The sequence below is a fragment of the Blastococcus sp. SYSU DS0552 genome, assembly GCF_054050815.1.
Window position 1 is genome coordinate 216365 of the sequence record NZ_JBJHAB010000003.1, and the last position, 14534, is coordinate 230898.

10 protein-coding genes are annotated in these 14534 nt (G+C 75.5%); 6 read left to right on the forward strand and 4 right to left on the reverse strand.

Features of this window, described 5'->3' with window-relative positions; all coding sequences use genetic code 11:
* Positions 1-23: 23 nt before the first annotated feature.
* The 3 genes from ACI8AG_RS04675 to ACI8AG_RS04685 all read left to right on the forward strand — a co-directional run bounded on the left by ACI8AG_RS04675 (position 24) and on the right by ACI8AG_RS04685 (position 4764).
* Positions 24-1499, forward strand: coding sequence for an MFS transporter (locus tag ACI8AG_RS04675; RefSeq protein ID WP_456596104.1), 1476 nt, complete (start codon positions 24-26; stop codon positions 1497-1499).
* 90 nt (positions 1500-1589) lie between these two features.
* Positions 1590-3257 (forward strand): LuxR C-terminal-related transcriptional regulator, encoded by a 1668-nt coding sequence (locus ACI8AG_RS04680; RefSeq protein ID WP_456596105.1) that lies wholly within the window; start codon positions 1590-1592, stop codon positions 3255-3257.
* 121 nt (positions 3258-3378) lie between these two features.
* Positions 3379-4764 carry an FAD-dependent oxidoreductase gene (locus ACI8AG_RS04685; protein ID WP_456596106.1) on the forward strand — a complete coding sequence of 462 codons (1386 nt, stop codon included), beginning with the start codon at positions 3379-3381 and terminating at the stop codon, positions 4762-4764.
* A 285-nt stretch (positions 4765-5049) separates the two neighbouring features.
* Here ACI8AG_RS04685 and ACI8AG_RS04690 read toward each other — a convergent pair whose 3' ends face one another.
* Entirely contained in the window at positions 5050-5676 is a 627-nt protein-coding gene (locus ACI8AG_RS04690; RefSeq protein ID WP_456596107.1) for a hypothetical protein, read from the reverse strand.
* A 234-nt stretch (positions 5677-5910) separates the two neighbouring features.
* Between ACI8AG_RS04690 and ACI8AG_RS04695 the strand changes: the two genes are divergently transcribed.
* Both ACI8AG_RS04695 and ACI8AG_RS04700 read left to right on the forward strand, forming a co-directional pair.
* Positions 5911-7935 carry a sensor histidine kinase gene (locus ACI8AG_RS04695; protein WP_456596108.1) on the forward strand — a complete coding sequence of 675 codons (2025 nt, stop codon included), beginning with the start codon at positions 5911-5913 and terminating at the stop codon, positions 7933-7935.
* The gene (locus tag ACI8AG_RS04700) at positions 7932-8582 is read left to right on the forward strand and encodes a response regulator (protein WP_456596109.1); all 651 of its coding nucleotides are present in this window, start codon (positions 7932-7934) and stop codon (positions 8580-8582) included. Before ACI8AG_RS04695 ends, ACI8AG_RS04700 begins: the two co-directional genes overlap by 4 nt.
* A 600-nt stretch (positions 8583-9182) precedes the next feature.
* On the opposite strand, the gene ACI8AG_RS04705 is transcribed toward ACI8AG_RS04700, so the two are convergent.
* From ACI8AG_RS04705 to ACI8AG_RS04715, 3 genes are all read right to left on the reverse strand, one after another.
* On the reverse strand, positions 9183-10163 hold the full coding sequence (locus ACI8AG_RS04705) for a sigma-70 family RNA polymerase sigma factor (protein WP_456596110.1): 981 nt from the start codon (positions 10161-10163) through the stop codon (positions 9183-9185).
* Positions 10164-10299: 136 nt separating this feature from the next.
* Positions 10300-12084: a bifunctional metallophosphatase/5'-nucleotidase gene (locus ACI8AG_RS04710; protein WP_456596111.1), complete on the reverse strand. Its 1785-nt coding sequence runs from the start codon at positions 12082-12084 to the stop codon at positions 10300-10302.
* Positions 12085-12185: 101 nt separating this feature from the next.
* On the reverse strand, positions 12186-13853 hold the full coding sequence (locus ACI8AG_RS04715; RefSeq protein ID WP_456596112.1) for a hypothetical protein: 1668 nt from the start codon (positions 13851-13853) through the stop codon (positions 12186-12188).
* A 305-nt stretch (positions 13854-14158) separates the two neighbouring features.
* Here ACI8AG_RS04715 and ACI8AG_RS04720 point away from each other — a divergent pair, with 305 nt between their 5' ends.
* Positions 14159-14500, forward strand: a complete 342-nt coding sequence (locus ACI8AG_RS04720) for a response regulator transcription factor (protein ID WP_456596113.1) — start codon at positions 14159-14161, stop codon at positions 14498-14500.
* The last annotated feature ends 34 nt before the right edge of the window (positions 14501-14534 follow it).

Sequence of the window (14534 nt, forward strand, 5' to 3'; positions counted from 1 at the left end):
GCAGCCGGCGGAGGGAGTCGCCCGTGACGTCACCTGCCGCGGCGGCGACCGGTCTGCGCATGGGCACGGCCCAGGGGCGCTGGGTGCTGCTCGCGACCGTCCTCGGCACGGGCGTGGCGATGCTGGACGCCACGGTCGTCAACGTGGCCCTCGAGCGGATCGGCGCCGACCTGGGCGCGGATTTCGCCGGGCTGCAGTGGACGGTCAACGCCTACACGCTCACCCTCGCCGCGCTGATCCTGCTGGGCGGATCGCTCAGCGACCGGTACGGGCGGCGCCGGATCTTCGTCGTCGGCGTCTGCTGGTTCGCCCTCGCCTCGCTGCTGTGCGGCCTGGCCCCGGACGTCGGCACGCTCGTCGCCGCCCGCGCCCTGCAGGGTGTCGGCGGGGCCCTGCTGACGCCGGGCAGCCTGGCGATCATCTCGGCGTCCTTCTCCGGCCCCGACCGCGCCGCCGCCGTCGGCGCCTGGTCGGGGTTCTCCGGGATCGCCGCCGCGATCGGGCCGTTCGTCGGCGGCTGGCTGGTCGAGTGGAGCTGGCGGGCCGTCTTCCTCGTCAACCTGCCGGTGGCGGCCGTGGTCATCGCCGTCGTCCTCCGGCACGTCCCCGAGTCCCGCGACCCGGCAGCCGCCCCGCAGCTGGACTGGGTCGGGACGGCGCTGGTCGTCACGGGGCTCGGCGCGCTGACCTACGCCCTCACCGCTGCCGGGGAGGCGGGTGCGGGAGCGGGTGTGTGGCTGTGGGCGGCGGTCGGGGCCCTCGCCCTGGTGGCGTTCGTCGGAGTCGAGCGACGGTCGCGGCACCCCCTGATCCCCCGGGCGCTCTTCGCCGACCGGCAGTTCACGGCCGCCAATGCCGTGACCTTCTTCGTCTACGCGGCGCTCGGTGCGCTGTTCGTGCTGCTCGTCCTCCAGCTGCAGGTGGTCTCCGGTTTCAGCCCCCTGCTGGCCGGCACCGCGCTGCTGCCCGTCACCGTCCTCATGCTGCTGTTCTCCGCCCGCGTCGGGGCGCTGGCCCAGCGGATCGGGCCGCGCGCCCTGCTCACCGGCGGACCGGCCGTGGCGGCGGCCGGAGTCCTGCTGATGCTCCGGATCGGTGAGGACGCCTCCTACCTGCGCGACGTGCTCCCGGCCGTGGCGCTCTTCGGCGCGGGCCTCACGCTGCTCGTGGCCCCGCTGACCGCCACCGTGCTCGCCTCCGCCGCCGACCGCCACGCCGGCGTGGCGTCGGGGGTCAACAACGCGGTGGCCCGCGCCGCCGGCCTGCTCGCGGTGGCGGTCGTCCCGGTCGCGGCCGGGCTCGGCGGCGCCGACTACACCGAGCCCTCGACCTTCGCCGACGGCTTCCGCACCGCGATGCTCATCCTGGCCGGGCTGCTGGCGGTCGGCGCACTCGTCGCGGCCGCGTACGTCCGGCGACCGCTGAGCGCTCCAGGGGCGGTCGGTGCACCGGGCGGGTCCTACCCGCCGGCACCGACCGGAGGTGCCGCCCCGTCCTGATCCCCTCGGCCGGCCGCCGCCGAGCATCCGCCCGCACCGCCGCGCGGACGACTCTGTCCCGAACCACCGGCCGGGGTGTAGCCAGGAGTCATGGACGACGCAGCCGACCGGCTCGTGCTGGGGCGCGCGGCCGTCGATCGCCGCTCCTGGGAGGAGGCCTGCACCCTCCTGCTCGCCGCGGACGCGCAGGGCGGGCTCCAGGGCGCGGAGGATCTCCAGCGGCTGGCACTCAGCGCCCAGCTGACCCGCCGCGACCAGGTCGCCGAAGCCGCGTGGGAGCGGGCGTACCAGACGTTCGCCGACCGCGGCGACGTGCTGCCTGCGGCCCGGTGCGCGTTCTGGCTCGGCCTGGTGCTGATCTCGGCCCGCGGCGCGGAGGCGCGCGGCAGCGGCTGGCTCGCCCGGGCCCACCGGGTGCTCGAGGAGGGCGGGCCACGCGACTGCGCCGAGCGGGGCTACCTGCTGCTCCCCGAGGGGCTGCGCGAGCTGGACGACGGGCATCCGGCGGCGGCGCACCGCACCTTCGCACGGGCCACCTCGATCGGCCGGCGGTTCGGGGACGTCGACCTGGCGACCCTCGGTTGCCTCGGGCAGGGCCAGGCGCTGATCCGGGGCGGCGCGGCCACCCGCGGGCTGACCCGGCTCGACGAGGCGATGGTGGCCGTCCAGGCCGGACGCGTCTCGCCGGTCGCGGCCGGGCTCGTCTACTGCGCCGTGATCCTGGCCTGCCAGCAGATCCTGGACCTGCGGCGGGCCCAGCAGTGGACGGCCGCGCTGAACGAGTGGTGCGCGGCACAGGGCGGTCTCGTCCCCTTCCGGGGGGCGTGCCTCGTGCACCGGTCGGAGCTGGCCCAGTGGCGGGGCGACTGGGACGAGGCCGTCGTGGAGGCCGACCGGGCCTGCCGCTGGCTGTCGGACCCACCGGACCCCGCGGCCGGGATGGCGCACTACCAGCGCGCCGAACTGCACCGGCTGCGCGGCGACCACGCCGCCGCCGAGGCCGACTTCCTGCAGGCGGTCGCCCTGGGCTACGACCCGCACCCGGGGCTGGCGCTGCTGCGGCTCTCCCAGGGACGCACGCGGACGGCGGTGGCCGCCATCCGCTGCGCCGTCGACCGGGCGCCCCCCGGCCCTCGGGGCGTCGTCGTCGAGGTGCGCGCGTCGCGGCCGCGGGCGGAGCTGCTGGCTGCCGCCGTCGAGATCATGCTGGCGGCGGGAGACGTCGAGGCGGCGCGGGGCGCCTGCGTCGAACTGGACGGCATCGCGGACGCCGGCCGCACGAGCGTTCTCCTGGCGACCGCCGCGCGCGCCCGGGGAGCGGTGTCGCTCGCCGAGGGCGGGTACCGGCCGGCGCTGGACGACCTGTCGGACGCCCTGTCGACCTGGACGGTGCTCCCCGCCCCCTACGAGGCCGCCTGGACCCGCATCCTGATCGGCCGGGCCCTGCGGGCGCTCGGCGACGAGGACACGGCCGCCGTGGAGGTGGCCGCGGCGATGCGCGTCTTCGCGGCGGTCGGCGCCGCGCCCGACCTCGGGCACCCGGAGGCCGCTCCGCCGGACGCGGCGGCAGGGCTGACGCCCCGCGAGCTCGACGTGATCCGCCTCGTGGCAGCAGGGCGCACAAACCGGGAGATCGCCGAGCAGCTGATCATCAGCGACAAGACCGTGGCACGGCACCTGCACAACGTCTTCACCAAGCTGGCGCTCCCCAACCGGTCCGCGGCGACGGCGTACGCGTACGAGCACGACCTGGTGTAGGCGCCTGCACCGATCGGTGCAGGCGCGCCCCCGCCCAGTTGCACCATCTGGTCGATGCCGAGCCGGTGCCGCCGTTCCTAGCGTGAGCAGACGCCACCGCAGCTGCCGCTAGGAGGAGTCCATGACCCACCTCGGAGAACACGCCGTCGTGCTCGGTGCCGGTATGGCCGGGCTGGTGCACGCAGTGCCGCTGGCCCGGCGCTTCGACCGCGTCACGCTGGTCGACCGGGACGTGCTGCCCGAAGGTCCCGCGGACCGCCGCGGGGTACCCCAGGGGCAGCACATCCACCTGCTCGTCCCGGGCGGGCTGACCCGGCTGGAGCAGCTGCTGCCCGGGATCGTCGACGACCTCGCCGCCGGCGGAGCCCACGTCATCCCGGCGCCGGAGTGGCGCTTCCACATGGGCGGCGGCCGGCTGGACCTCACCGGGTCGGAGCTCTGCATCACCGGAGCGACCCGGCCGCTGATCGAGGGCATCGTCCGCGACCGCGTCCGGGCGCTCGACGGGGTCGAGATGCTCGACGGCTGGGCCGCCCGCGGCCTGCGGACGAACGCGGACCGGACCCGTGTCACGGGAGTGCGGCTACGGTCGGAGGCGGACACCGGGGAGGAGCGGACGCTGGACGCCGACCTGGTGGTCGACACCACGGGCCGCGGCTCGCGGTCGCCGCACTGGCTCGCCGAGCTGGGCTACGAGCTCCCCGCCGAGGAGCGGCTGAAGGTCGACGTGCACTACACCACGCGGCTGTTCCGCCGGGACCCCGCCGACCTGGGCGGTGGCCGCAACGTGCTGATCGACGTCCCCCCGGGCGGTCGCAGGGGCGCGGCAGCGCTCGCCGTCGAGGAGGGCCGGTGGCTGGTCACCCTCATCGGGATGCTCGGGGAGCGTCCCCCGGCGGACCTGGCCGGCTTCACCGACTACGCGGCCAGCCTGTGGAGCTCCGACCTGCACGACGTCGTCGCCGGCGCCGAGCCGGTGGGAGACGCCGTGCGAACGGCCTTCCCCGCCTTCTCCCGGCGGCGGTACGACCGGCTGCGCCGCCTGCCCGAGCGCTACCTCGTCGCCGGCGACGCGGTCTGCTCCTTCGACCCCCGCTTCGGACAGGGCATGACCGTGGCGATCATCGAGGCCCTGGAACTGGCGCGCGTCCTCGACGCGCACGGTCTGGACCGCGTCGGCCTCCGGACGCTGTCGGCCGCGCGGTGGGCGGTGCAGGACGCGTGGGACCTCGCCACCGGCTCCGACCTGGCGCACCCGGACGTCGACGGACCACGGCCGGTGTCCTGGCGGCTCACCACCGCCTACTTGCAGCGTCTGCTCCCGGCGGCTCATCACGACCCGCAGGTGGCCGAGGCGTTCATCCGGGTCGTCGGGATGCTCTCCCGACCGCAGGCGCTCACCCACCCGCGGCTGCTCGGGCGGGTGCTGATCGGATCCCGCCGTGCCCCCGGCCGGGACGCGACCGACGGCGTCCCCGCGGACGGCCGGTCCCGGTCGACGGCGTGACGCGGTCGGCCACGCGCGGTGGTGCGCGCTGGCGCCTGACCGTGCCCCCGGCGGTCGCCCCGCCGCCGGGCGGTCCCACCCCGGCGGAGCCGTCGAGCCGCGCCACGTGGTCCCGCAGCGCGGCGATCTCGGCCACCAGCGCCACCGCGGCGGCGGTCAGCGCCACCGCGCGGCCTTCCGCACGGCCCAGCCGCCGGCGGCAGCACGACCACCGTCATCGCCCCAGGTTGGCCCCGTCACCGGGCCCGGTGAAGCGGATGCGGTGCGCGCCGGCCCGGACCCCTGTCAGTCCGAGCTGCGCACGGAGCCGGTCGCCGGCGTCCGGTCGCGGGCCAGGCCGCGCATCGCCACCGCAACCGCGCAGAGAGCGCCCGCCTTGGCGATCGCGCCGGAGAAGCCGCCGTGGTCGGACAGCCCCGCGATCGGCGCCAGGGCCACCCCGGCCGCGATGGATCCGGGCTCCAGCAGGATGAGCGCCCAGCCCGCGTACCGCGGGAGGACGCCGGCCCGGATCAGCGAGGCGCCCCAGGAGACGAGCCCGCCCATCCAGGCGAGCGCGCCGAGCGGGAAGCCCAGGAACGTCAGCGCGTCGACGCCCAGACCCACGGCCACGCTCACGACGGTGATCACCACGAGCGCCGTCTGCGTGACCGCGTAGCTGACCTGCTCCCAGCGGTCGGCCCGGCCGGAGTGCAGCCGGTGCAGCTGGACGAAGGCGGCAAAGGTCAGCACCCCAGGGACGAGCCAGAAGACGTCCCGGTAGTGCTCCACACCGCCGCGGACGACGGACTCGACGGAGAGGACGGCGAAGGCGGCTGCGGCGCCCAGGGCGAGGGCGGTACCGCGCACCGCCGTGCGGTCGAGGTCGGGCTGGTCAACGGCGGAGGTGGCTCGGGTGGACTGCACGGTCACGGAGAACTCCTGGAGATCGGTGGACGGGCCACCCGGAGGTTCTCGGGGCGACCGTCCCGGGCGCACGGGTGCGGCGTCGCGAGCCGGTGCGGACGCGGGGGGGGGGGGGGGGGGGGGGGGGCGGGGGGGGGGGGCGGGCCCCCCCCCCCCCCCCCCCCCCCCCCCCCCACACCACCCCCCCCAGCGCCCCGCCGTCCCGTGACGCCGAGACCTCGGCCCGCCACGATGTGCACCATGACCACGGCAGTGGGGGTGCGGCCGGCCACCGCCCGCAACGCGCTGACGGCCGGCCTGCCCGTCGTCGTCGGGTCACTGGCGGTGCTGGCCACGGCCGCCGGGGTCGCGCTCCATCTGTCCACCGGCTCCTCGGCGACGGGGGTGACCGACTGGTGGCTGATGCAGACCACCGCGGCGCTGTCCTACGCCTCGACCGGCGCATGGCTGGCGAGGGCCCGGCCCCGGCTCGTGACCGGCTGGCTGCTCCTGGGCATCGGCGCCGCCCAGGCGACGGGGCTGCTGGCCCTCGAGTACGGCGTCGCCGCGCACGCCGGGGGCAACGCGGGGGCCACGGCCGTGGCGGCGCTCTGGGCGGCGAACTGGCTCTGGGCAGCCGCGCTGGTGACCATCGGCACGGTGCTCCCCCTCCTGCTCCCCGACGGGCGGCTGCTCACCCCTCGCTGGCGGCCTGCCCTTGCCCTGTCGACAGCCGCCGTGGTGAGCGTGGCCGCGTCCTGGGCGCTCACCCCCTACGAGAGCTGGTCGCCGACCTTGGCCGCGCTCGGCGCGCGCAACCCGCTGGGCGCCGACTGGGTGACCGGCGGCTGGGTCGCCGTCCCCAGCACGCTGCTGGCGGTGGGAGCCGTCGTGGTCGCCTTCGCCGGGGCCTTCGCCCGCTGGAGCGCCGCCTCCGGCGCCGGACGGGACCAGGTGGCCTGGGTGCTGTTCGGCGGGCTGGTCACGATCGTCGTCTTCGCGGCCGGCTTCGCCCTCGGGCCGGTGGTGACCGCGCTCGCGATGGTGCCGCTGCCGGCCGCCTGCGTCGTCGCCGTCCTGCGTCACGGCATGTGGGACGTCGACGTCGCCATCAGCCGCTCCCTGGTCTACGGGGCGCTCACCGCCTGCGTGCTGGGCGCCTACGCGGCAGTCGTCGGCACGCTCGGCGGCCTGATCGGCCCGACCACCGGCGCGCCGATCCTCGTCACCACGCTCGCCGCCGTGCTGGCCGAGCCGCTGCTGCGCCGCCTGCGGACGGCGGTGAACCGGCTGGTCTACGGCGACCGGGAGGACCCGTACGCCCTGCTCGGCCGGCTGGGGCAACGACTCGGGGACGCCCGGGACGCCGCCTCCGTGATCGACGAGGTGCTCCCGGAGCTGGTCAGCTCGGTCGCCGGTGCGCTCCGCCTCCCCTACGCCGCCGTCGAGCTCGGCGACGGCGGGGTGATCGTCCACGGCCGGCCGTCGGGGCCGGTGGAGTCGGTGCCCCTGACCTACGGCGGGGCCGACGTGGGGCGCCTCGTGCTGGCCACCCGCCCCGGTGGTCTTCGCCGGCGCGAGCGGCGGGTGCTCGCCGGTCTCGCCGAGCAGGCGGGAGTGGCGGTGCACACCGTGCTGCTCACCCGCGACCTGGACCGGTCCCGGGAGCTCCTCGTCACCGCCCGCGAGGAGGAGCGCCGGCGGCTGCACCGCGAGCTGCACGACGGCCTGGGGCCCACGCTGGCCGCGCTGGCGCTGCAGGCCGAGACCGCCCGCGACCTGGTGCGCGAGGACCCGGCGGCCGCCGCCGGGCTGCTGGACCGGGTGGTCCCCCGGCTGCGGACCGCGGTCGCTGACGTGCGCGGGGTCGTCAGCGGCCTGCGCCCACCCGCCCTCGACGAGCTGGGCCTGGCCGGCGCGGTACGGGAGCTGGCCTCGCGCTTCGCCGCACCCGGGCTCACGGTCACCGTCCGGGCCGACGACGTCGGGCCGCTCCCCGCCGCGGTCGAGGTCGCCGGCTACCGGATCGCGGCCGAGGCCCTCACCAACGCCGTGCGCCACGGCCGGCCCTCCCGGGTCGAGCTCGTGCTCCGGCGGGAGCCCGGCGACCTGTCCCTGTCGGTCGAGGACGACGGGTCCGGGCTGCCCGCCGCGCCGCCCCCCGGTGTCGGGATGGCCTCGATGCGCCAGCGCGCCGCGGAGCTCGGCGGCACCTTCCGCGCCGACCCCCGGCGGGGCGGGCCGGGTACCCGGATCTCGGCGACACTGCCCCTGGAGGCCCCGTGACCGTGCGCGTCCTGGTCGTCGACGACCACCCTCTCTACCGGGAGGGGCTCACCACCGCGCTCGCCGCGCTGCCCGGGATCGAGGTGGTCGGCGAGGCCGGGAACGGCGCCGAGGCGGTGGACCGGGCAGGCGAGCTGGCTCCCGACGTCGTCGTCATGGACCTGAACCTGCCCGGGGTCAACGGCATCGAGGCCACTCGCGCGATCGTCTCCCGTCACCCGACGACCGCGGTGCTCGTGCTGACGATGCTGGAGGGGGACGAGTCGGTGTTCGCCGCCATGCGCGCCGGCGCTCGGGGCTACCTGCTGAAGGGAGCCGACCGGCACGAGATCGGGCGAGCCGTCACGACCGTGGCCCACGGCGAGGTCATCTTCAGCGCGCAGATCGCGGCCCGCGTGCTGGCCTGGTTCGCCGCTGGTGGCGATCGACCCGTGGCCCCGTTCCCGCAGCTCACCGAGCGGGAGCGGGAGATCCTGGACCTGGTGGCCTACGGGCTCACCAACGGCGCCATCGCCCAGCGGCTGTTCCTGTCGGAGAAGACCGTCCGCAACCACGTGTCCAACGTCTTCGTGAAGCTGCAGGTCGCCGACCGCGCCGAGGCCGTCGCCCGCGCCCGCGACGCGGGGCTGGGCCGGTCCGCGGACTGAGGGCAGGACACCTCGTCCCGGCTGGATCGGGGCCGGCGGCTCAGGCGGCCGGGACCGGCCGGCGGCCACGGTGGGCGGTGCACGTCCCCCGACCGGAAGGCCCCACGATGGCCACCACCCGAGCCACGCCCCGATCATCCACCCGGCTCTCCTCCGCCGCCCGTCGCCTCGCCGTCGGCGCCGGCCTGCTGCTCGCCTGGAGCGCGGTCGGCGGCGTCGTCTCCGTCCAGCTCGGCGCCAACATCTGGTCCGACGCATGGAGCGCCACCGCAACCCTCGCGGCACCTTGGCCGATGGTCGTCGTCCAGCTGGTCGCCTCCCTGCTGGCCGTGCTCGCCCGGCACCGCTGGGCCGTCGCCGGCTCGGCGGTCCTGCTCGTCGGCGCCTTCCTCTCCGCCATCTCCGGGTTCTTCGACGGCCAGTTCGCCCGGGCCGACCTCTCGACCCCCTACATGGTGCTGCAGGCGGCGCTGATCAGCACGGCGGCCGCCGTCGTCGTCCTGGCCGGGCTGCGCCTCGCGAACTACTCCGCCCCGCCCGGCGGGCCCCCGGAACCCCGCGCCCCTAGGCAGCAGCCGGCCAGCCGATCGGGGGCGGCGCCTACAGGGACGTCGGCAGCCCGAGCGCGGCGAACAGCTCGCAGTCGAGGTTCAGGAAGCTGGAGATGTGGGCGATCCGGCCGTCCTCGATCTCCAGCACGTGCAGGCCCCACGGCACGTGCCCACCGCCCTCGGCCGGGCGGTACTGGGCGACCGCCGGCGTGCCGTTCGCCGAGGTCTCGATCAGCCGCGAGCCCTTGCACCCCGCCCCGGGCCCCAGCATCCAGGTGCCGATGTCGTCGCGACCGCGCAGCCACATCTCGAACGGCGGCATGTGCTGGGTGGCGTCCTCGTGCAGCAGCTGCACGAACGCGTCGATGTCGTAGCGCTCGAAGGCGTCGAGGTAGCGGGCCAGCAGCGCGCGGTCCTCGTCGTCGAGGGTGCGGGGCGCCGGGCGGCCGCCCACGTCGGCGAGCGTCGCCCGGGCACGCTGCAGCGCGCTGTTCACCGAGGCCACGGTGGTGTCGAGCAGCTCGGCCACCTCGTCGGCCTTCCAGCGCAGCACCTCGCGCAGGATCAGCACCGCCCGCTGCTTGGGCGGCAGGTGCTGCAGGGCGGCGACGAAGGCCAGCCGCACCGACTCGCGAGCCACGGCCTGCTCGGCCGGGTCGCCGTCCTCGGGGAGCACCTGGCGGTCGAGCACCGGCTCGATCCACGCCGACGCCGGCTTGCGGCCCGCCAGCGACGCCGGGACCGGCGGATAGGGCGACCCCGCGAGGTCCATCGGCAGGGCGCGGCGCGACCGGCCGTTGAGCGCGTCGAGGCAGACGTTCGTCGCGATCCGGTACAGCCACGAGCGGACCGCCGAGCGGCCCTCGAAGTCCCCGAGCCCGCGCCAGGCGCGGACCATCGTCTCCTGCACCGCGTCCTCGGCGTCGAACACCGAGCCGAGCATCCGGTAGCAGTAACCGGTGAGCTCACGGCGGTGCTCGAGCAGCCTGGGGTCGAGCTGGTCGGCGGGGCCGATGACGGCACTGGTCACAGGAGGTCACTCCTCGCGGGGTCGATGTGTGCGTCAGCACACCACAGCCCCCCGACAGAACGGGAGCCCCGGCGCGACGAGCGCTCCGGGGCTCCCGCCCGCTCCCACCCGGGTCGGGCGGGTCGGTGTCAGGGCGTCACGGGATCAGCGGCTCACCGTCGCGGACGAGCTGCCAGTTCTCGACGAAGAACTCCGCCGGGTCGATCACGCCCTCCTGCTGGGCGCGCTCGATGAGCAGCTGCCGGATCTCCAGCTGCTCGTTGTAGACCACCGGCGCGGTGCTGATCGCGGGGAAGTTGCCGCCCCCGCTGCGGCGGTAGTTGTTGACCGCCACGACGAACCGGTCGTCGTCGCCCACCGGCGCCCCTTCGTAGGAGAGCCCGACGATGCGGGAGCCGGCCGGCTGGGACACGTCGATGTCGTAGTCGACGCCGGAGAGGACGTCGTAGTTGTAGTCGGGGATCCCGTTCGGGAAGCCGTCCACGACCGCGTTGGTGATCGTCTCCGGGTCGACGTCCCCGGTGGCCGGCACCTGCTCGAAGTACCGGGCGGAGAACTCCAGGTACTCCTTCAGCTGAGCCCCGGTGAGCTCCACGGCCTCGAGGGTGTTGTCGTAGATGTAGAGCCCGGCGATGTCGCGGACGGTGACGTCACCGGCCGGGAACACGGCCTCCCGGCTGAACGGCGCCGCGATCGACAGCACCGGAAGGTCGGCCCGGTCGGTGCCCTCCAGGGCGGCGGCCACGGTGTCGGTCTGCACGTCCTGGATGAAGTCCAGGATTGCGGTGTCCTCGTACCGGCTGGTCGCCGCGGACAGCTCCTCCGCCGAGGTGGCCACCACCTGGTTGACGTACTCCACCGTCTTCCGGTGCGCCTCCGCCGTGGCGGCCAGCACCTCGGGCGACTCCTCGACCCCCGCGGTGCTCAGCGCCTGCGCGGACGTGCCGACGACGTCCCACTTCCCGCGGACCTGCTGCAGCTCGATGTCGACCTGCGAGACGGTGGCGCCCCAGCGGTAGGGCTGGGTGAGCAGCACGTCCTCGCCGGTGACCTCGTTCGTCACCACCTGGGAAGGGGCGTTCTGGTGCGTGTGGCCGACCACCATGGCGTCGATGCCCGGCACGGTCCTGGCGATGACGTCTGAAGGGTTCTCGGTCGGCACCTCGGGGCCGTAGGACGACGTCCCACCGACCCCGGCGTGCGACAGGACGACGACGACGTCGGCCTTCCGGTCGACGACCGGGACCCAGCACTGCGCCGCCTCCACCATGTCCTGGAACGTCACGCGACCCTCGACGTTGTTCTTGTCCCAGATCGCCGAGCCGGGGGTGGTCAGGCCGATGATGCCGACCTTGACCGGCTTGTGGCCGGGCACGCGCATCTGCTTGATCGTGTACGGCGGCAGGTAGGGCTGCCGCGACGGCTCGTGCAGCACGTTGGCCCCGAGCACCGGGTGGTCGACGTCGCGGACGTAGCGCCGCAGCAGGTCCAGGCCGTAGTTGAATTCGTGGTTGCCGACGACCTGGGCGTCGTAGCCGATCACGTCGAAGGCGGCCGCCATCGGGTGCTCGACGCGGGTCCGGGTGACCGGCTCCTGCTTGGCGTAGTAGTAGGTCAGCGGCGTGCCCTGCAGGAAGTCGCCGTTGTCGACCACGAAGACGCTGTCCTCGCCGCGCTCGGCGCGCACCGAGTCGACGACCGTGGCCACCTTCGCCAGCCCGGTCTCGAAGCCGGCCCGCTCCGAGTAGGGCCGGTCGGCGAAGTAGTCCCAGTTCTGCACGCGCCCGTGCAGATCGGTGGTGGCCAGCATGGTCAGCGTCAGGTCGTCCGCCGTGCCGGGCGCCGCCGCGGCGGGGCTCATGGTCGCCATGGTCAGCGCCGCCGCCGCAGCCGCCACGGACAGCGTGGTCCGCCGTCTCATCCGGTCGTTCCTCTCCATCGATGGTCCCCGTGACCGTGCGCAGGGGATCCGGGAGGGGACGCTAAGGATCGGTGCTGACAGCCGAGCGAACGGTCTACGGCCTACTGGTAACTGATCAGCTGCGGATCGGGCTCCACCTGCTCGATCGTCTGCTCCGGCGTGAGCATCGGGATGTCCTCGTCGTAGAAGTTCTTCCAGCCCCACCACAGGCCCTCGGGGGCGTCCCGCCGCAGCGTCGCCCACGTGCCCTGCTTGGCGCCCTGCCCGCCCTGGCCGTCGGCGTGCACCATCACGGCCAGCTCGTCGCGGCTGAGGTCCACCCGCTCGCGGCCCGGGATCATGTCCAGCCGGAACTGGTGCAGCACCAGCAGCTTCTGCGGCAGCTGGTTGTCGCGGGTCAGGTCGGCCAGCCAGTGCACCACCCGGTTGACCTCCTCGACGTCCACCGACCCGATCTGCCGCAGGTGCACCTCGTTCGGGCCCAGCCGCCACTCCGGGTCCAGGGCCAGGCCGACGTGCGGCTCCTCCAGCAGCGACCGGTAGAGCTCCGCCTGGGTGACGAAGTCGGTGCGCCCCGGCTGCAGGTCGAGGACGACGTACAGCCCGGCCTCACCGGCCGCGTCCACCCACGGCCGCAGGAACTCCGGATCGGCCTCCGCGGAGTAGTCGCCGTCGGGCCCGGCCGAGGCCGAGGCGATGGTCGCGATGATCTCGAAGGCCGGCACCACCGTCTCCTCGACCAGCGGCTCGTAGGGCGCCGCGTGCGCCCGCGCCCGCTCGACGGCGGCGTCGACCGGCTGCTCGCCCATGAGACCGAGCGCTGCGGTGCCGGGGTGCCCGTAGAGGGCCACGAGCAGCTTGCCGGGGAAGAGCGTCTGGCCGCCGCCGGGGAGCTCCACCCCGGTGGCGGCGGTCTCCACCTTCCAGTCCAGGCCGTCCTCGGCGGCGAACCCCGCGCCGAGGGCGACGACCGCCTCGGGCTGCGCCTCGCCGAGGGCGCCTACGACGTCGGCCGAGGCCCGGGGGTCGGTGGTGCCCCCGGTCAGCAGCACCTGGGCACCGGCCGCGCGGGCCGTCGCGATGCCGGCCACCGAACCGGGCTCGCCCGAGGCGAGCACGACCGTGTCCTCGAGCGGTTCGGGGCGGGCGGTCTCGGGGAGCTCCGCGTCGGAGCCCTCCTCACCGGTCTCCTCCGCGGTCTGCCCCGCCGACCCGCCGCTGCCGCCCTCCGGCTGCAGCGCGGCGGGTTGCTCGGGGTCCAGCCCCGCCACGGCCGCGGCCTCGCCGTCGGCCGGGACGGGATCGTCCTCGGCGAAGTCGACGCCGGTCGCGGCGGCGACCGCCTCGGCGTCCGCCTGGACCGTCACCACCTCCGGCTCCGCACCCTCCGGCAGGGCGACGTCCCCGACGGCCAGCACGGTGCCCGTGCCCAGCCGCTCCAGCTCGCCGGTCACCGGCTCCGGCGCCTCGGCGCCGCCGGTGACCAGCAGTGGGACACCCAGCGCCACCGCGGCCGACGCGCCCAGCAGCAGGCCCGCCGAGTCGTCCTCGTCCGCGAGCACCGCGACGTCGGAGGAGTCGAACAGCGCGCGGCTCGCGCTCACCGCCGTCCCCACCGGATCGGCGTCCGCGACGACCGTCAGCCGTTCGTCGGGTGCCGAGGTGACGGCCTCGGCCACCTGGGCCTCCTCGGCCTCCTCGTCGCCGGACGAGGTGCAGCCGGCCAGCAGGACCGCGCTGAGTGCCAGCGGAACGGCGCGAGAGCGCACGAGGAGCCTCCGTCGGTCGGGGCGCCGGCGACCGGGGCGCACGTCGACGCCGGCGTGACGCCACCGACCCTAGCGGGGGACCCACCTCGGCCGCGGCGCTGGACACCGCGGCGGCGGGCGGAGGAGCATCTCGCGCCGGGATGACCGCAGCACCGCAGTCGGGACGGCCCGACCACGAACCGGCCAGCCAGCGGGATGGGGCCGGGCACCCCGTCGAAGCAGGCTCGACGGCATGACCGCAGACACCCTCGTGCTCCCGCCCGCGAGCGACCGGCTCCCGGTGACGCGCCGACGGCGCCGGCGGCGTGGGCTACCTGCTCAAGGACCGGGTGGCCGACATCGACACGTTCCTGACCGCGCTGGAGGACGTGCGGGGCAGGGGCACGGTGCTCGACCCGCAGGTGGTCGCCCAGCTGTTCGCCCGCCGCCGGGCCGACGACCCGGTCCGCCGGCTCACCCCGCGGGAGCGGGAGGTGCTCGGGCTGATCGCCGAGGGGCACTCGAACACCGCGATCGCCCGGGCGCTCGTGGTCACCCCGGGGGCGGTGGAGAAGCACACCCAGCACATCTTCGCCAAGCTCGGGCTCACCCAGGACGAGGACCAGCACCGACGTGTGCTCGCCGCCCTGGCCTACCTGCGCGCCTGAGCCGAACTCGCTGGCGGCCTGTCGGAGCCGCCCG

Bases quoted from the DNA above. Each gene is read 5' to 3' on its own strand.
- ACI8AG_RS04680 (WP_456596105.1), top strand. From the start codon at position 1,590: ATGGACGACGCAGCCGACCGGCTCGTGCTGGGGCGCGCGGCCGTCGAT.
- ACI8AG_RS04685 (WP_456596106.1), top strand. From the start codon at position 3,379: ATGACCCACCTCGGAGAACACGCCGTCGTGCTCGGTGCCGGTATGGCC.
- ACI8AG_RS04710 (WP_456596111.1), bottom strand. From the start codon at position 12,084: ATGAGACGGCGGACCACGCTGTCCGTGGCGGCTGCGGCGGCGGCGCTG.
- ACI8AG_RS04695 (WP_456596108.1), top strand. From the start codon at position 5,911: ATGACCACGGCAGTGGGGGTGCGGCCGGCCACCGCCCGCAACGCGCTG.